We start from the raw sequence: 17562 nt of genomic DNA on the forward strand, positions 1-17562 counted from the left end.
CGCCATAAAAACCGGAACAGGAACATGCCGTGCCGCGCAGCTCAGCGCAGCAAGTCGGCGCCATAGTGTAGCGGAAAGCGTTGCCGGCGCCGATGCCCGAGCGACCGCCGATCATGCCATTCGAGGGGCCAGGGGCTTGGCGAGTTGTTTTAAATAATGCACACTCGTCCAACAAGATGATCAAACTCCCGACGAGGAACCCCCATGTCCGCGGAACCCCAGCTGCTGATCGACAAGGCCTATGTGGCGGGAGAGTGGCGCGAAGGCGCGCGCCGCTTCGCCGTGACCAACCCCGCAACCGGTGAAACGCTCGCCGAGGTACCCGACCTCGACGCCGAGGAAGCCAGGGAAGCCGTCTCTGCGGCGTCGGCGGCCTGGCCGGCCTGGAAGCGACGGACCGCCAAGGAGCGCGCTACCCTGTTGCGCGCCTGGTTCGACGCCATCATGGCCAATCAGGAAGCCCTGGCGCGGCTGATGACCCTGGAACAGGGCAAGCCGCTGGCCGAGTCGCGTGGCGAGGTCGCCTATGGCGCCTCCTTCGTGGAGTATTACGCTGAGGAAGCCAAGCGCGTTGCCGGTGAGACCCTGCCCAGCCATGGCGTGGACAAGCGCATCCTGGTCTTCCGAGAGCCGATCGGCGTGGTGGCCGCCATCACGCCGTGGAACTTCCCGCTGGCCATGATCACTCGCAAGTGTGCCCCGGCCCTGGCCGCCGGGTGCCCGGTGGTGATCAAGCCGGCCGAGGCCACCCCACTCACTGCCCTGGCACTGGTCAAGCTCGCCGAGGACGTCGGCTTCCCGGCCGGCGTCATCAACGTGGTGACCGCCTCCCGCCCGGCCGAGATCGGCGAGGTACTGACCACCGACCCGCGCGTTCGCAAGATCTCCTTTACCGGCTCCACCCCGGTGGGCAAGCGCCTGTTGGCGCAGTGTGCGGGCACCGTCAAGAAGGCCTCCATGGAGCTGGGGGGTAACGCCCCCTTCATCGTCTTCGATGACGCCGACCTGGATGCCGCCGTCGAGGGCGCCGTGGCCTCCAAGTATCGCAACTCCGGCCAGACCTGTGTCTGCACCAACCGTCTGCTGGTGCAAGCCGGTGTCTATGACGCCTTTCTGGACAAGCTGGCCAGACGCGTCGCCCAGCTCGAGGTCGGCAACGGCCTCGACGAGGGGGTGGTGCAGGGCCCGCTGATCAATGCGGCCGCCGTCGAGAAGGTGCAGAGCCATGTACGCGACGCCCTGGACAAGGGCGGGCGGCTGGTCTGCGGCGGCGAGCCTCATGCGCTGGGCGGCACGTTTTTCCAGCCGACGATCATCGCCGACGTGACCAACGAGATGAAGGTGGCCACCGAGGAGACCTTCGGGCCGCTGGCGCCAGTGTTCCGCTTCGAGAGCGATGACCAGGCCATCGAGATGGCCAACGCCACCGAGTTCGGCCTTGCCGCCTACTTCTATGCCCGCGACTATCGTCGTATCTGGCATGTGATGGAAGGGCTGGAATATGGCATGGTGGCGGTGAACGAAGGCATTCTTTCCACCGAGCTGGCGCCCTTTGGTGGGGTCAAGGAGTCGGGGTTGGGACGCGAGGGGTCGCGCCACGGCCTGGACGAGTACACTGAGCTAAAATACGTCTGTGTCGGCGGCCTGTGATCGCCCGCAACGTCTTATCAAGGAGACTGGATTCATGAACAACGCAGAACTCAACGAACTCAAGCAACGCTACGTGGCCAGCGGCGCCGCAAGCCCGGCCACCCAGTTTGCCGACCGCGCCGAGAACGCCCTGGTGTGGGACGCCGATGGCAACCGCATCGTCGATTTCGCCGGCGGCATCGGCGTGCTCAACATCGGCCATCGCCACCCCAAGGTGGTCCAGGCCGTCAAGGACCAGCTCGACAAGGTCATGCACACCTGCCAGACCGTGATGCCCTACGAGGGCTATGTGAAAGTGGCCGAGAAACTCAGCCAGGTCACTCCGGTGCGTGGCCATGCCAAGGTGATGCTCGCCAACTCCGGCGCCGAGGCGCTGGAAAACGCCGTCAAGGTCGCCCGCGCGGCGACCGGCAAGAACAACGTGATCTGCTTCGACGGCGGCTACCATGGCCGTACCTTCATGACCATGGCCATGAACGGCAAGGTTGCGCCCTACGCCACCGACTTCGGCTCCATGCCGGGCAACGTCTTCCGCGCCCCCTACCCGGTGCCCTACCACGGCGTCAGCGAGGACGAGGCCCTGCGTGGCCTGAAGATGGCGCTCAAGACCGATGCCAACCCCAAGGATACCGCGGCGATCGTGCTCGAGCCGGTCCTCGGCGAGGGTGGCTTCTATCCGGCGCCGGCGAGCTTCCTCAAGGCGATCCGCGAGATCTGTGACGAGCACGGCATGCTGATGATCATCGACGAGGTGCAGTCCGGCTTCGGGCGTACCGGCAAGCTGTTCGCCATCGAGCACAGCGGCGTCGAGCCCGACATCATCACCATGGCCAAGAGCATGGCGGACGGCATGCCGATCTCCGCCGTGGTCGGCACCGACAAGCACATGGACGCCTCCGGCGCCAACTCGCTGGGCGGTACCTACACCGGCAGCCCGGTCTCCTGCGCCGCGACCCTGGCCGTGCTCGAGGTCTTCGAGCAGGAGAACATTCTCGAGAAGAGCCAGGCGCTCGGCGACAAGCTGGCCAAGCGCTTCGCCCAGTGGCAGCAGGACTTCGACTGCGTCGACAACGGTCGCAACATGGGCGCCATGGCGGCCATCGATCTCGTGACCGACAAGGCCAAGCATACCCCGGATGCCGACCTGGCGGGCGCGCTGTGCAAGAAGGCCCGCGAGAAGGGGCTGATCCTGCTTTCCTGCGGCCTCTACGGCAACACCATCCGCTTCTTGATGCCGGTTACCATCGAGGATGAGATCCTCGAGGAAGGGCTCGCCATCGTCGAGGAATCCCTCAAGGAGCTGGTCGGCAGCAAGAGCGCCGCGACCGCCTGATAGGGTTCGCCCGGAAGACGACGCAAGACCCACCGCCCGGCTGGCAACAGCCGGGCGGTTCGCGTTGGCAGCCCCCGGCGTTGACGCTCAGAAGCCGATTGACTGCTAGTCTCGCCGCTTGTCGGCTCGTTCCTTCGCTCATTCGCTCGCCCACCGGTAAGGCACCATGATCCTTCGCACCCTCTCCCTGCTGCGCTCCCTGCAGGGCGCTCATCAAACCGCCAGCGATGCCCAAGCGCGAATCCAGCAGGCCTGCGACTACCGCTGGCTCAGGCGTCAGCTGGGGCACGGCATCATTGACACCCGACAGACCTCGATGGCCGACGGGACCCCCGCCGTCTCGGTGGTAGTGCCCTTCGTGGCCACCCCGGCAAGGCGTCGCGGGGGGCGCTGGCCGCAGGATCTCGATGAACGGGAGCGCTGCTTCGTGGAGGGGGCCCATGCCTGTCGGGCGGCCGGCGCCCCGGCCTATCGCAAGCTGGAGAGCCTCTCCCAGGGCTTGGCAGAGGGCGGCTGGGCGGTGCTCAAGGACGCGACACGCTTCCAGTACCTGCTCGACCAGCAGGCCCTGCGACTCACCTGGCGGCGCCCAGGCTCTCTGGCGGCCGATCTCGCCCGGCAGCTCGGCCGCCGCCTGCCCGACGCCGATGCCGAACGCTACGGCCTCTTCCTGCTGACCCTCAAGGTGCCCGCCTCGCGCCCCCAGAGCGCGCCCAGCGGTGCCTGGCTGGACAGCTGCCTGGATCGCTATCGGCGCATCCTGCCGACGCCGGCTGGCTGAACCACCTCGGACGGGCTAGTCCCCCTCCGCGGCGAGGTAGTGGGCCAACTCGTCGGCCTGTAGCCGGCGCCCGGCGATGTAGAAGACCTCGTCACCCGCCGCCAGCACAACCTCGTCGTCGGGATTGAGCACCGGATGCAGCTCCGCGGCCTGGCGAATCGCGATCAGCGAGGCCCGGCACTGGCGGCGCAGGCACCTCGACACCCGCTCGACGGAGAGCGGGAGCGACTGTCCCGTGAGGCGGGTCGAGTACTGGGTCTGTGCCTGATCGGCGTCGACGAGCAGGCGCATGACCTCCTCGCTACCCGGGTCGAGGGCGGCCTTGACCAGCATCTTCTGATGCAGGGAGGGAATCACGTTCACCTTGGGACAGTGGGTCTCGAGCAGACGCCCCACCATCTGGTTCTTCACGTAGGCGGTGATCCGGCAGCGCTCGTCGACCAAGGCGGAGAGGTGCATGCAGACCAGATTGGTCTCGCTGTCATCCTCGACGTCGACCACCACCAGAGAGGCGTCCCTGGCCGAGGCGCGCTCGTAGAGTGTCTCGTCAGACAGCGAGGCGGCCCGGAAGTACTCCACTCCCTGTTCGAGGAAAGGATTACGCGCCGGGGCGTTCGCCCCCACGCAGAGCGCCACCAGCTGTCCGGGCCGCGCCTCCTCGCGAACCTGCCCGACCAGGGACTCGGTGTAGGCATTGAAGCCGACAATGACGATATGGTCCTTCTGCACGATCGATTGCTCCCCGTTGAGGCGCCGGGTGAACTGGGAGATCACCAGGGCGGAGGCCTTGCCCAGCAGAGTGGCGAACAGGCCGATGCCCACCGGAATGATGAAGAACACGACCATCAGCTGGCCGCCCCGCGTCACCGGGGAGTAGTCCCCGTAGCCGACGGTCGAGGTGGTGACGATCATGTAGTAGAGAAAGGTGGTCGGCGAGTCGACCAGGGCCGTCTCGCCGGTGACGGCCAGACCGAGCCAGGCGAGCAGCAGGTAGGCGAGCAACAGCAGGCCAAGCACCCCCCACCCCATATCGGCCACGCCGCGGACCAGCACCGCGCCGAGTCGTTTCAGTACATACATGGGGGCCCCTTGATCGCACCTGGCCATGCCTCATGACCAGGCCACAGAGAAAACGCCCCCGCCCCGACCACCTGCCGGAACGAAGGCGTTTCGTATCGCCGCGGCGCGTCAGTCAGGCCTTCTTGACCTTGGCAATCACCCACAACAGCACCACGGCCCCGACGATGGCCGTGACCAGCGAGCCGATGAACCCGCCGGCCTGCAGGCCCAGCAGGTTGAACAGGCCACCGCCGACGACGGCACCCACCACGCCGACCCCGATATTACCGAGAATGCCGAAGCCGCCGCCGCGCATGATATGGCCGGCGATCCAGCCGGCGAGGCCACCGATGATCAACCAGGCGATGATTCCCATGGCATACCCTCCTGTCTGCTTGGTTAAGGATGTTACCGATGGTGCCTTGCCAGGCGCCGGGAGAAAAGCCTCAAAAGGCGGAACCGGGCTGCGCGAGGAAGGCCAGCTCCTCGCGGGTGGATTCGCGCCCGAGGATGGCGTTGCGATGGGGATAGCGCCCGAAGCGCTCGATGACCTCGCGGTGGCGGTGTTCGTGGCGCAGGTTTTCCTCCAGCCCCGGCTGGGCAAAAAGGCGCTCTGCCTCGTCATGGATCGCCAGCGACTCGCTGTGCATGAAGGGCATGAACAGGAAGGCCCGCCAGGGCACGTCCAGCAAGCGGTCCGCGCGCTGCGCAACCGCCTCCTGGGCCAGCACCAGGGCCACCGGATCCCAGGCATAGGCGCGCGGCGCTCCCCGGTGGATGTTGCGCGGAAACTGATCGAGCACCAGCACCTCGGCCAGCCTGCCGCGGGCGGACGTCCGCCAATGCCAGAACTCGCCACGCCCCGCCGCCTCGAGCCACGCACCGAAGCGACGTGTCACCTCGGCATCCAGGACCGGATCCTTGCGGAACCACTGGGGGGGAGTGAGTTCCTTGAACCAGAAGTCGATGACCGCTTCCGGGCGACGCTCTTCCATGATCACCTCCTCATCGCATTGGAGTGGAGCTGGTATCATCACAGGTTAGCCGCCCCACCACCTGCCCACCAACGAAGGAGACCCCATGACCGCCTACGAACTGCTGCAGATGCTGGGTTACGTCTGCAACATCCTCGGCCTGCTGGTCTGTATTGGCGGCCTGACCCTGGCGCGTCGCACCGAACGACGCCTGCTCGGTGGTAGCCTGGCGGTACTGGGCTTCGTGATCGCCGCGGCCCCCGTGCTGGCACAGCTCTTCGGACTGGTTGAGCCGGTGCCGGCGGGCGCCCTGCCGCCGCGCTAGTCGCACGGCGCTTAACGTCCCAATGCCTCGCCAGATGGTCGTCCAGCCCAGCCATTATCCAGTCACCGACCCTGCAAGGATGCTCCATGCGCAACCCGCTTGCCCGTGAACTCCATGACCTGCTCGAGCGCGGTCGTGACCGTCAGCTGCGTCTGGCCGTGACCGGCCTGTCACGCTCGGGCAAGACGGCCTTTCTGACCTCGCTGGTCAATCAACTCCGTCATGCCGGCCTCGAGGCGCGACTCGAGCTGATGCCGGCCGCCCGCGAGGGGCGACTCCTGGGAGCCCGGCGGGTAGCGCAACAGGACCTCGGCGTGCCGCGCTTCCCCTACGACCATGCCATGCAGGCGCTGGATGACCAGCCACCGCGCTGGCCCGAGCCGACACGTGGCATCAGCGAGCTGCGACTGGCGATCCGTTACCGACCCGCCCGGCGCGGTCTGCTCGGCGGCGAGACACGCCAGCTGACTCTGGACCTCTTCGACTATCCCGGCGAATGGCTGCTCGACCTGCCACTGCTGAACCACGACTACCTGAGCTGGAGCCGGGCTCAGCGGCATGACGGTGGCAGCGAGCGCGCCGCCCTGTTCGCCGACTGGCATCGGGCGGTAGCGGCACTCGACCCGGCAGAGGAGGTCGACGAGGCGCGCCTTGCCGAGATCGCCGAGCTGTACGCGACGGGGCTGCGGACAGCTCGGGAGGCCGGCTTCGCCGACCTGCAGCCGGGACGCTTCCTGTTGCCCGGGGAGCTCGAGGGCGCACCGGTGCTGCAGTTCTTCCCCCTGCCGGGCATCAAGGAGGCCGACCGCGCCGAACTCGCCGCCCTGCCGGCCGACAGCCTCTATGCCACCCTGACGCGGCGCTTTCGCCACTACCAGCAGCATATCGTCAAGCCCTTCTATCGCGAGCACTTCCGCCGCTTCGACCGCCAGATCGTGCTGGTCGACGTGCTCGGGGCCCTCAACGCCGGGCCGGAGCGCTTCGAGGATCTCTCACGGGCCCTGTCGAACCTCATGCAGAGCTTCGATTACGGCAGTCGCAGCCTGCTGACCCGGCTGTTTGCCCCGCGCATCGACCGGCTGGCCATCGCCGCCACCAAGGCCGACCATGTCACGCCCGAGCAGCATGGCCGCCTGGTCGCCCTGCTCGAGGCCCTGCTCGCTGACCCGCTGAAGGACCTGCGCTTCGCCGACGTACCGGTTCGGGCCCTCTCGCTGGCGGCGATCCGCGCCACGCAGAGCCACGAGGTCAACCAGCAGGGGCGACGCACCCCGGCCCTGCGCGGCACCACCCTGGCCGGCGAGACGCTGCTGCTGTTTCCCGGCGAGGTGCCCGACCGGCTGCCGGCAAGGGACTTCTGGGCCCGTCAGGGCTTCGACTTCACGGCCTTCCGCCCCCTGCCCCGCGACAAGGGGGCGCCACTCCCCCACATCCGCATGGATGCCGCCCTGGACTGGCTGATCGGAGACAAGCTGTCATGACCTCTTCCCGCGAACGGGATCCGCGCCCGGGCGAACGCTTCATCCTCGATGACGTGCCACCCCCGGAGACCGACCCCGGCGATCCCCGGCCCGGGCAACACTTTGATGCCGAGATGGCGAGCCAGCCACTGGCCGACCCGCAGGCCGATGCGGCCCCCGGCGAGCGGGCACTGGAGCATGGCCTGATGCGACCGCGCCGGCGTCGCTGGGGGCTGCTCAGCCTGCTGGGCGGCAGCGTGGGCCTGGGCGTCGTAGAGGCCGGCCGGACCCTGCATGCTGCCAGTCTCGGCGGCGACTGGCTCGCCGGCGGCTGGAGCCTGCTGCTGCTGCTCGCCCTGGGGCTTGGCAGCTCGGCCCTGCTGCGCGAGCTGTGGCGCCTGCGCCGCCTGGCCCGCCACGCTCGCCTCCGCGAGCGCCTCGCCGAACTGCCCGACGCCGCCCCGGCCCAGGCGGCGTCGCTGGCCGGACAGCTGCGCCGCGACCTTGGCCTCGACGACGACCATCCCCACTGGCAGGCCTTCCTGGCCGCTCGCGAGCCCCATCATGATGGCCGCGACACGCGGGCACTGCTGACCCACCACCTGCTCGCCCCCCGCGACCGGGAGGCCCGCCGGCTGATCTCACGAATGTCCGGCGAGACCGCGGTCATGGTGGCCGTCAGCCCCCTGACGCTGGTCGACATGGCACTGGTGGCCTGGCGCCACCTGGCGATGGTCGACCGCCTGTGCCGGCTCTACGGGCTGGAACTGGGCTATGCGGCTCGCCTGCGACTGCTGCGCAGCGTGCTCTATCAGATGGCATTCGCCGGAGTCAGCGAGATCGCCAGCGAGGCGAGCATGCAGATGCTGTCGATGGACCTGGCCGGCAAGCTCTCGACACGTGCCGCCCAGGGACTGGGCATCGGCCTGCTGGCGGCGCGCCTGGGGCTGCGCACCCAGCGCCTGGCCCGGCCGCTGGACTTCAGCGTGGACGAGGCGCCACGCATGGCCGGCCTGCGCCGCGACCTCTGGCAGCAGCTACGCCGCCTGGACGCCGGCGATGAGAAGGCCAAGCCGCGACACCCTTGATCCGGATCATGACAGCCGGCGGGCGAGTGACTAGGCTCCTCGGTAGGTTCCACCGTCATCTCACAGCAAGGACACCGATCATGTTCCACTCCATTCTGGTTCCCGTCGACGGCTCCGAGCATGCCAAGAAGGCGCTGTCCGTAGCCTGCCAGCTGGCCCGTCAGGAAGACACCGCCCTGCATCTGCTGCACATACCCGAAGAACTCGCTCACGAGACCACCCTGGTCTGGGGCATCGGTGCCATCGCCGTCGAGGCGTCGCGTGAGGAGCGCGAGGCGATCGGCAAGCAGGTCGTGGACCGGGCGGCCGACGCGGCCCGTGAACTCGGCGCCACCAACGTCGAGACGGCCATCGAGCAGGGCGACCCCGCTCGCACCATCATCAGCGAGGCCCGCCGCCGCGGCGTCGACGCCATCGTCATGGGCAGTCGCGGGCTGAGCGACCTCAAGGGGCTGGTGGTCGGCAGCGTCTCCCACAAGGTCGGCCACGCCGCCGACTGCACGGTGATCACCGTGCGCTGACGCCGGGGGCAGCCAACCTATCGACGTCGACCGTCGATACCCTCTCTGAGCTCAGGTTACAAGCTCAGGTGGTGGAGACGCCGAAACGCTCGCGCAGCGTCGCGGCCACGGCCCGCTCATCGTGGTGGCCGATCCGCCGGGCCCCGGGCACCCGGTCGGCCAGTTCCGGATGGGCATTGGCCATCACGTGGGCCTCGCCGGCCAGGGCCAGCATCTCGGTATCATTGAGATTGTCGCCGAAGGCCAGGCAGGCTTCCGGGCCCAGACCCAGGCGCTCGAGCAGCGCCGCCAGGGCGGTGCCCTTGTTCACGCCCTCGGCCATGATTTCCAGCGACGTGGCCAGCGACCAGGTGAGATGCAGCCGCTCGCCGTGACGGGCCCGAATCGTCGCCTCCAGCCGCCTGACCGCATCCGGCTCACCGATATACAGCACCTTGCCCACACCTTCGCCGTCCAGTTCCTCGGGGTCGGCGACCCGGTAGCCAAAGCCGGTATGGGCATGCAGCGCCAGCAGACCGGGCGCCTCGGCATCGATCAGCCACTCATGCTCATGGTAGAGGTTGAGGCGCACCTCGGCGGGGCGCGGCAGGGCAATCAGCTGCCGGGCCAGCGACGCCTCCAGGTGACGGGCAGTGATCAGGCGACCCTCGGTGTCGTGGAGATAGGCGCCGTTGGTGCTGATCACGTGCACCGGGATGCCCAGGCGCTCGCGAAAACGCTGCATGTCCTGGAAATGGCGACCCGAGGCGAACGCCAGGTGGTGCCCCTGCCCTGCCAGGGCACGCAAGGTGTCGATGGTCGTCGGGTGGAGGTCATGGTCGGCCCCGAGCAGGGTGCCGTCGAGGTCGGTGACGATCAGTCGTGGGGTCATGAGGGCATCCGCATGGGGTGAGGCGTTCAGGCTACCGAAGCTCTCCCCGTCTGTCTTCCTGCCGAATGCCGCCGTCACTGTGCCGCGTTCGGCATCCGGCATTTGCTCGCCGCCGGCCCGGAGACGCTGCAAGCAACTGATTGCGCATGATGCTCGGCGCACCGTTTGGCGCCGGGGTCGCGAATCCGTATAGTGACCCTCCTACTCGCCAACCGATCGTGACCATGCTGCAGAACAACTCGGCGCTTGCCCAGCTCAAGCAACAGATCCGCTCCAACACCCCTCGCGTCGAGGGCGTGATCAAGGCCACCGACAGGGGCTTCGGTTTCCTCGAGACCGACGACGGTGAGTCCTACTTCGTGCCGCCGCCCGCCATGAAGCAGGTGCTTCACGGCGACCGTGTCGAGGCCGTTCTTCACGAGGAGGGCGACAAGAAGTCCGTGGAGCCGGACACCCTGATCGAGACCGGCATGCAGCGCTTTATCGCGCGCGTGCAGAAGCGTGACGGTCGCCTGGCGGTGGTCCCCGATCACCCCATGATCAAGACGGCCCTCAAGGCGCGCATCAAGCGCAGTCTCGACGAGGCGAGCATCGCCGACGGCGACTGGGTGGTGGCCCGCCTGGTGCGCCACCCCCTGAAGCCCGACGATCGCGCCTTCTTCACCCAGATCGACGAGCTGGTAGCCAAGACCGACGACCCGGCCGTGCCGTGGCGCGTGACCCTGGCCCGCCATGCCCTGGAGCAGGAGTGTCCGGACGCCGGCGACGACTGGCCGCTGCGTGACGAGGGTCTCGAGCGTGAGGATCTGACCGCCGAGCCCTTCTTCACCATCGACAGTGAAAAGACCCGCGACATGGATGACGCCCTGCGCATCCGCGCTCGCGACGATGGCGGCTGGTCACTGACGGTGGCCATTGCCGACCCCACCGCCTACGTGGAAGAGGGCCATGCCGCCGACCTGGAGGCCCGTACCCGCGCCTTTACCGTCTACCTGCCGGGCCAGAACGTCACCATGCTGCCCGAGCAGTTGGCCGACGACCTCTGCTCGCTTTGGGAGGGCAAGGATCGCCCGGTGCTGGCCTGCACATTGGAGGTCGGCGCCGATGGCAGCCTCGGTGACTACCGCTTCTTCGCCGCCACCGCCCGCTCGCACGCCAAGCTTGCCTATGAGCGGGTCTCCGACTGGCTCGAGGGTCAGGGCGACTGGGCGCCTGCCGAGGAGATCGGTGAGCAGCTCAAGGCCCTGGAAGCCATGACCGAAGCGCGCAGCGCCTGGCGCGCCGCCCACGCGCTGGTATTCAAGGACCGCCCCGACTTCGTCTTCGACCTCGACGACGCCGGCAATGTGCTGGATATCCGCACCGAGCATCGACGCATCGCCAACCGCATGATCGAGGAATCGATGATCGCGGCCAACGCCTGCTGCGCGCACTTGCTCGCCGAGCACGTTGGTCACGGCATCTTCAACGTTCATCGCGCCTTCGAGCCGGAGAAGGCCGAGGCCGCTCAGGAGTTCCTGGCCAGCCAGGACATCCAGGTCGAGCGCGAGCAGCTCACCGAGCTGCCCCGCTACACCGAGCTCAAGCGTGAGCTCGAAGGCCGCGACGATGCCTGGCTGGATGCCCGTCTGCGGCGCTTCCAGGGCTTCACCAGCATGTCGGCGCTGCCCGGCCCGCACTTCGGCCTGGGGCTTGCTGCCTATGCCACCTGGACCTCGCCGATCCGCAAGTACGGCGACATGGTCAACCACCGCCTGATAAAGCGAGTGCTCAAGGGCGAGCAGGCGCCGGCCGAGGCCAGCCAGCAGCTCACCGAGCAGCTGACCGAGCGGCGCCGGCTGAACCGCATGGCCGAGCGCGACGTCAAGGACTGGCTCTATGTGCGCTATCTGACGCCGTCCGCCGAGGCTCAGGAGTCCTTCGAGGCCGAGATCATTGCCGTCAATCGCGGCGGCATGCGGGTTCGCCTGACGGCCAACGGCGCCACCGCCTTCATCCCGGCCCCGCTGATGCACAGCGACCGCGCCAAGGTGGCGATCGACGACAAGGAAGGGCGCGTGGTGATCGAGGACGAGGAGCGTTTCAAGCTCGGCGACGTCATCCGCGTGGTGCTGACCGAGGCCCGCGAGGAGACCCGTTCGCTGGTGGGCCGCCCCGCGGACTGACCCACCGGCAACGCCCGGCGATGCGAGACGGCGACCTAAGGGTCGCCGTCTCGCGTTGCGGCTGTCGCACAACTGTCGCATTACCGCCCTAGGCTGGCAGCAAAGACCGATGCCAGGAGGGCGGCTTGCATATCGTCGACGTCACCATGTTCCATGCCCCTGCCAGCGGCGGGGTGCGCACCTATCTTCAGGCCAAGCATCGCGTGCTGGCCACACGACCGAGCTTGCGCACGAGCCTGCTGGTACCCGGCGCCGAGCATGGTTCGCTTGGCGGGGTCCATACCCTCCCCGCGCCACGGATTCCGCTAGGCCAGGGCTACCGCTTCCCGCTGCGCCGTCGCCCCTGGCGCGAGGCTCTGATGACGATGGCCCCCGACCTGATCGAGGCCGGGGATCCCTATGTGACGGCCTGGGCCGCGGCAGAGGCCGGCCAGGCCATGGGCGTCCCCACGGTAGGCTTCTTCCACTCGGACCTGCCAAGACTGATGGGAGACCGCTTCGGCACCGCGGTGCGTCACCGTCTGCAGCGCTACGTGGGCGATCTCTACGGCCACTTCGACAGCGTGCTGGCGCCCTGCAGCGCCATGGCCGCGCGACTAGCCGACTGGGGCGTGGAGAATGTGCGCGTGCAGCCGCTGGGCGTCGACCTCGAGGCCTTCCACCCTCGCCATGGCGACCCCGAACTCCGCCGACGCCTGAGGCTGGGCGACCGCCAGCGGCTACTGGTGTTCGCCGGCCGTCACTCGCCCGAGAAGCACATCGACGTGCTGCTCGACGTGATGCAGCGGCTGGGTGCCGATTACCACCTGCTGCTGATGGGGCCGGGGATGCCCACTCGCGTCCCTGACAACGTCAGCGTGGTGTCCCGCTACTGCCCGCCCAGCGAAGTCGCCACCGCCCTGGCCAGCGCCGACGCCATGCTGCATGCCGGCACGCGCGAGACCTTCGGCCTGGTGGCGCAGGAAGCCATGGCCTGCGGGCTACCTGTCGTGGCGGCGAGAGCAGGCGCCTTGAAGGAGTACGTGCCGCTGGGTGCCGGCGTGCTCTGTCATCCACGCGATGCCGGCGCCATGGCGCGTGCCGTGCAGGAGCTGTTCCTCAACGATCCGGTGGCCATGGGCCGGCATGCCCGCCGACACGTCGAGCGCCACTTCGGCTGGGCGTGGGTCATCGATGACCTGCTGGACCACTATCGACAACTGCGTCACGGCAGCGAGCGCCATGCCATCCACCGAAACGGCTGATTCTCGCCGGGCCTTGCCGCGCTGGCGGCCGCTGCACGGCCTGCTGATCGTGTTGGCGCTGATGGCGCCACTGCTGGTGACCAGCGGGCTGGGCGGGCCCGACGCCCTGGCAAAGGTCACGCATTTCCCGCTCGGCCTGCTGGCCCTGATGCTTACGATGGCATTCGTCTGCTGGAACCTCAACGCTGCCCGACTGCGCCTGATGCTGGATGGCCGGGCCGGCCGGCTTGGGCAGCGCGGCGCACTGGGCATCGAACTGGCGTCCAAGTTCGCCCTGTGTGCCACGCCCGGCGGCAGCGGAGGCCCGGCCACGCTGCTGGTTCTGCTGGCCCAGCGCGGCCTGCCGGCCTCCAAGGGGGCCGCCGTGTTCCTGATCGACCAGGGCTGCGACCTGTTGTTCTTCCTGTGCATGCTGTCGGGGCTGGTGGCCTACTCCTGGCTGGGCGAGACCCAGTGGCCCCATCAAACGCTGATCCAGATCGCCCTGGCCGCGCTGGCCCTGGTGGCCGTCGGCTTTACCCTCGCGATGCGCTACCTGCCAGCGCTGCTGCGCTATACAGCATCGCCCGTCGCACGCTGGCTGAGCGGTGCTCGGCGCCGCTGGCTGGTCCGCCGCCTGTTGACCTGTCGGCAAGCCCTGCGGGCCACGTTGCGGCTGCCTGTTGCGACGCTGCTGGCGATGCTGGGGCTCACCACGGCGCATTGGCTGCTGCGTTACAGCCTGCTCTACCTGGCGGTGCTGGGCGTCGGTGGACATGCCGACTGGCTATGGACCTTCCTGACCCAGACGATGGCCATGGCCGCGAGCCAGTTCAGCTTCCTGCCCGGAGGTGCCGGGGCGGCCGAGCTGGGGGTTGGCGGGCTGCTGCTGCCGCTGATGGCACGCGAAAAGGCGGCCGCCGCGGTACTGGTCTGGCGCCTGGTCTCCTACCACCTTTACCTGGCTGCCGGAGCCCCGGTATTTCTGCTCTGGGCCTACCGGCTGACGCGACGCACCTCGAACGGGCAAGCATGAAGGCCGTCTCAGGGTTTCAAACGCCGCTGCTTCTGCGCCGTCCAGTCGATGGCGGGGCCGCGCATGCCGTGCCCGCCTTGGTAAGGCGCATAGGCCGGCGGCTCCCACCCCGCCAGCAGCGACGGTTCAAGACGAAAGACCTCGACCCCGATGGGGTGGCAGGTTTCCAGGGGATCACGCGCCTCGGGGCCCCACAGGTCGACCGAAAGGTCGCCACCCGGACAGCACGACAGCGCACACAGCAGGTCGACCTCGGCGAACAGCTCCAGATAGTCGCCTTGCCGGGCCGGACAAGCCTTCATGAAGTACTGGTCGTCGTCATTGAGACCGGTGCACTGAAAGACGTTGAGCACGTCGTGCACGTCGAACTCGGTGAGGCCGAACGGCGCGACCGCGCGTACCAGGTTGGAATGGCAGTGGTGGTCGAAGTCCTGGCCGGTCAGCAGCTTGTTGACGTAGGGGTCGCAGCGCGTGCCCAGCAGGTCATGCACGCGCCCACCGTCGGCGTCCGTGCCATAGCGCGCCAGGGTATCGTCGATGATGGTGGCCAGGGGCCGCAGAAACGGCAGCGTCGACCACAGGCGATCGAAGGTCGACACATGGGCACGCTGCAGCTGACGCGTGCGGGAGGCCCAGAAGCGCTCCCGCGGGTTGTGGCGATGCCAGAGGTTGAGATCTCCCACCTGCGGGCCCTCCAGCGTCGAAAGGCGCAGCACATGGCCGGCCGGCACCTCCCAGGCCAGCCCCTGGCGAATCGGCACGACCCGCCGATCGACGCGCTCTCTGGCTCCTGGCGTCGTCAGCCGGCCGTAGAAGTCTCGATCCACGTCGAGGATGGAACCCTGCGTGGCGCGATAGGCGGCGGGTACCTTTGCCATGGCGATCTCCGAAGCATCGTCTTGAGACTCGAAGCCTAGCCGCTGGGACGAAAAGCAGAAAGGGCACCCGAAGGTGCCCTTTCCGTATTTCGTGCTGCGCCATGCGCCGCGCTTGGCTTACCAGCCGGTCGCGGCCTTCAGGGCATCGCCGATCTCGGCCAGCGAACGCACGGTCTTGACGCCTGCGGCTTCCAGGGCAGCAAACTTCTCGTCCGCGGTGCCCTTGCCACCGGCGATGATGGCGCCGGCGTGGCCCATCCGCTTGCCGGGAGGTGCGGTGACGCCAGCGATATAGGAGACCACCGGCTTGGAGACGTTGGCCTTGATGTAGGCGGCAGCCTCTTCCTCGGCGGTGCCGCCGATCTCGCCGATCATCACGATCGCCTCGGTCGCCGGATCCTTCTCGAACTGCTCGAGGATATCGATGAAGTTGGAGCCCGGAATCGGGTCGCCGCCGATGCCCACGCAGGTGGACTGACCGAAGCCGTGGTCGGTGGTCTGCTTGACAGCTTCATAGGTCAGGGTGCCGGAACGCGACACGATACCGACCTTGCCCGGCTTGTGGATATGGCCCGGCATGATGCCGATCTTGCTCTCGCCGGGCGTGATCACGCCCGGGCAGTTCGGCCCGATCAGGCGCACGCCCAGTTCGTCACACTTCACCTTGACGTCGAGCATGTCCAGCGTCGGGATGCCCTCGGTAATGCAGACGATCAGCTTGATCCCGGCGTTGGCCGCCTCGAGGATGGAGTCCTTGCAGAACGCTGCCGGCACGTAGATCACGCTGGCCTCGGCACCGGTCTCGGCCACGGCTTCCTTGACGGTGTTGAACACCGGCAGGCCGAGGTGCTCCTGGCCGCCCTTGCCCGGCGTCACGCCGCCGACCATCTGGGTGCCGTAGGCGATCGCCTGCTCGGAGTGGAAGGTCCCCTGTCCGCCGGTAAAGCCCTGGCAGATGACCTTGGTGTTCTTGTCGATCAGGATGCTCATTACTTGCCCTCCGCTGCCTTGACGACCTGCTGAGCCGCATCGGTCAGGCTGGTAGCAGCGATGATGTTCAGACCGCTGGACGCCAGCTTCTCGGCACCCAGCTCGGCGTTGTTACCTTCCAGACGCACCACCACCGGCACGTTGACACCGACCTGCTCGACGGCACCGATGATGCCCTCGGCGATCATGTCGCAACGCACGATGCCGCCGAAGATGTTGACCAGCACGGCCTTCACGGAATCGTCGGAGAGGATGAGCTTGAAGGCCTCGGCCACGCGTTCCTTGGTGGCACCGCCGCCCACGTCAAGGAAGTTGGCCGGTTGGCCGCCGTTGAGCTTGATGATGTCCATGGTGCCCATGGCCAGGCCGGCGCCATTGACCATGCAGCCGATGTTGCCTTCCAGGGCCACGTAGTTGAGTTCCCAGGCGGCCGCCTCGGCCTCGCGCTCGTCTTCCTGAGACGGGTCGCGCATGGCCTGCAGATCCGGATGACGATACAGGGCGTTGCCATCCAGGTTGATCTTGGCATCGAGGCAGTGCAGGTTGCCTTCGTCGGTCACCACCAGCGGGTTGATCTCCAGCAGCGCCAGATCCTTGTCATGGAACAGCTTGGACAGGCCCAGGAAGATCTTGGTGAACTGCTTGACCTGGTTACCCGACAGGCCCAGCGCAAAGGCCAGCTCACGCGCCTGGAACGGCTGTGCGCCGACCAGCGGATCGATTTCGGCCTTGAGGATCTTCTCGGGGGTCTCTTCCGCGACCTTTTCAATCTCCACGCCGCCCTCGGTGGAGGCCATGAACACCACGCGACGGGTGCCACGATCGACCACGGCGCCGAGGTAGAGCTCGTTGGCGATATCGGTGCAGGTCTCGACCAGGATCTTGGTGACCGGCTGACCGTTCTCGTCGGTCTGGAAGGTCACCAGGTTCTTGCCCAGCCACGACTCGGCGAAGGCCTGGGCCTCCTCCGGGCTCTTGATCAGTTTGACGCCACCGGCCTTGCCACGCCCACCGGCGTGGACCTGGGCCTTGACCACCCACTTGTCGCCACCGATCTTCTTGCAGGCTTCCGCCGCCTCTTCGGGGGTGTCGACGGCGAAGCCCTTGGAGACCGGCAGGCCATAGTCGGCAAACAGCTGCTTGCTCTGATACTCGTGAAGGTTCATCGGTTCATGCCATTGGTTGCATGTGACTCGAACGATGACAGG

General features: G+C 67.5%; 17 protein-coding genes. 10 read left to right on the plus strand and 7 right to left on the minus strand.

Features of this window, described 5'->3' with window-relative positions:
* Nucleotides 1-204: 204 nt before the first annotated feature.
* The 3 genes from FHR95_RS03410 (at nucleotide 205) to FHR95_RS03420 (ending at nucleotide 3764) form a co-directional block, all read left to right on the plus strand.
* Nucleotides 205-1650 carry an NAD-dependent succinate-semialdehyde dehydrogenase gene (locus FHR95_RS03410; protein ID WP_183313334.1) on the plus strand — a complete coding sequence of 482 codons (1446 nt, stop codon included), beginning with the start codon at nucleotides 205-207 and terminating at the stop codon, nucleotides 1648-1650.
* 34 nt (nucleotides 1651-1684) lie between these two features.
* The gene (gene gabT / locus FHR95_RS03415; RefSeq protein ID WP_183313335.1) at nucleotides 1685-2983 is read left to right on the plus strand and encodes a 4-aminobutyrate--2-oxoglutarate transaminase; all 1299 of its coding nucleotides are present in this window, start codon (nucleotides 1685-1687) and stop codon (nucleotides 2981-2983) included.
* Between the two features lie 166 nt (nucleotides 2984-3149).
* Nucleotides 3150-3764 carry a hypothetical protein gene (locus FHR95_RS03420; protein ID WP_183313336.1) on the plus strand — a complete coding sequence of 205 codons (615 nt, stop codon included), beginning with the start codon at nucleotides 3150-3152 and terminating at the stop codon, nucleotides 3762-3764.
* A 15-nt stretch (nucleotides 3765-3779) separates the two neighbouring features.
* Here the strand turns inward: FHR95_RS03420 and FHR95_RS03425 are convergent, their stop codons facing one another.
* The 3 genes from FHR95_RS03425 to FHR95_RS03435 all read right to left on the minus strand — a co-directional run bounded on the left by FHR95_RS03425 (nucleotide 3780) and on the right by FHR95_RS03435 (nucleotide 5818).
* Nucleotides 3780-4844, minus strand: coding sequence for an ion channel (locus FHR95_RS03425; protein ID WP_183313337.1), 1065 nt, complete (start codon nucleotides 4842-4844; stop codon nucleotides 3780-3782).
* Between the two features lie 112 nt (nucleotides 4845-4956).
* On the minus strand, nucleotides 4957-5199 hold the full coding sequence (locus tag FHR95_RS03430; protein WP_040185949.1) for a GlsB/YeaQ/YmgE family stress response membrane protein: 243 nt from the start codon (nucleotides 5197-5199) through the stop codon (nucleotides 4957-4959).
* 70 nt (nucleotides 5200-5269) lie between these two features.
* Nucleotides 5270-5818, minus strand: a complete 549-nt coding sequence (locus FHR95_RS03435; protein ID WP_183313338.1) for a DUF924 family protein — start codon at nucleotides 5816-5818, stop codon at nucleotides 5270-5272.
* Between the two features lie 85 nt (nucleotides 5819-5903).
* Here FHR95_RS03435 and FHR95_RS03440 point away from each other — a divergent pair, with 85 nt between their 5' ends.
* From FHR95_RS03440 to FHR95_RS03455, 4 genes are all read left to right on the plus strand, one after another.
* Nucleotides 5904-6122, plus strand: a complete 219-nt coding sequence (locus FHR95_RS03440; protein WP_040185947.1) for a hypothetical protein — start codon at nucleotides 5904-5906, stop codon at nucleotides 6120-6122.
* Between the two features lie 86 nt (nucleotides 6123-6208).
* Complete coding sequence (locus tag FHR95_RS03445; protein WP_183313339.1) at nucleotides 6209-7603, plus strand: YcjX family GTP-binding protein; 1395 nt, start codon at nucleotides 6209-6211, stop codon at nucleotides 7601-7603.
* On the plus strand, nucleotides 7600-8670 hold the full coding sequence (locus FHR95_RS03450) for a TIGR01620 family protein (protein ID WP_183313340.1): 1071 nt from the start codon (nucleotides 7600-7602) through the stop codon (nucleotides 8668-8670). The genes FHR95_RS03445 and FHR95_RS03450 overlap by 4 nt, the downstream gene beginning before the upstream one ends.
* An 80-nt stretch (nucleotides 8671-8750) precedes the next feature.
* Nucleotides 8751-9191, plus strand: coding sequence for a universal stress protein (locus FHR95_RS03455; protein ID WP_040185936.1), 441 nt, complete (start codon nucleotides 8751-8753; stop codon nucleotides 9189-9191).
* A 64-nt stretch (nucleotides 9192-9255) separates the two neighbouring features.
* On the opposite strand, the gene FHR95_RS03460 is transcribed toward FHR95_RS03455, so the two are convergent.
* A complete protein-coding gene (locus FHR95_RS03460; RefSeq protein ID WP_183313341.1) occupies nucleotides 9256-10062 on the minus strand; it encodes a Cof-type HAD-IIB family hydrolase in 807 nt (268 codons plus the stop codon).
* 224 nt (nucleotides 10063-10286) lie between these two features.
* Here FHR95_RS03460 and FHR95_RS03465 point away from each other — a divergent pair, with 224 nt between their 5' ends.
* From FHR95_RS03465 to gpgF, 3 genes are all read left to right on the plus strand, one after another.
* The gene (locus tag FHR95_RS03465; protein WP_040185935.1) at nucleotides 10287-12227 is read left to right on the plus strand and encodes an exoribonuclease II; all 1941 of its coding nucleotides are present in this window, start codon (nucleotides 10287-10289) and stop codon (nucleotides 12225-12227) included.
* A gap of 125 nt (nucleotides 12228-12352) precedes the next feature.
* Entirely contained in the window at nucleotides 12353-13471 is a 1119-nt protein-coding gene (gene gpgS / locus FHR95_RS03470) for an N-acetylglucosaminyl phosphatidylglycerol synthase (protein WP_183313342.1), read from the plus strand.
* A complete protein-coding gene (gene gpgF / locus FHR95_RS03475; RefSeq protein WP_183313343.1) occupies nucleotides 13449-14486 on the plus strand; it encodes a glucosaminyl phosphatidylglycerol flippase in 1038 nt (345 codons plus the stop codon). Before gpgS ends, gpgF begins: the two co-directional genes overlap by 23 nt.
* Nucleotides 14487-14494: 8 nt before the next feature.
* On the opposite strand, the gene FHR95_RS03480 is transcribed toward gpgF, so the two are convergent.
* The 3 genes from FHR95_RS03480 to sucC form a co-directional block, all read right to left on the minus strand.
* Nucleotides 14495-15364 (minus strand): urea carboxylase-associated family protein, encoded by an 870-nt coding sequence (locus FHR95_RS03480; RefSeq protein WP_040185930.1) that lies wholly within the window; start codon nucleotides 15362-15364, stop codon nucleotides 14495-14497.
* A gap of 117 nt (nucleotides 15365-15481) precedes the next feature.
* Nucleotides 15482-16354, minus strand: a complete 873-nt coding sequence (sucD, locus tag FHR95_RS03485) for a succinate--CoA ligase subunit alpha (RefSeq protein ID WP_040185929.1) — start codon at nucleotides 16352-16354, stop codon at nucleotides 15482-15484.
* Nucleotides 16354-17520: an ADP-forming succinate--CoA ligase subunit beta gene (sucC, locus tag FHR95_RS03490; protein ID WP_040185927.1), complete on the minus strand. Its 1167-nt coding sequence runs from the start codon at nucleotides 17518-17520 to the stop codon at nucleotides 16354-16356. The genes sucD and sucC overlap by 1 nt, the downstream gene beginning before the upstream one ends.
* Nucleotides 17521-17562 lie beyond the last annotated feature (42 nt).

It is taken from the genome of Halomonas fontilapidosi (genome assembly GCF_014192285.1).
In the GTDB taxonomy this organism is placed as follows: Bacteria; Pseudomonadota; Gammaproteobacteria; order Pseudomonadales; family Halomonadaceae; genus Halomonas; species Halomonas fontilapidosi.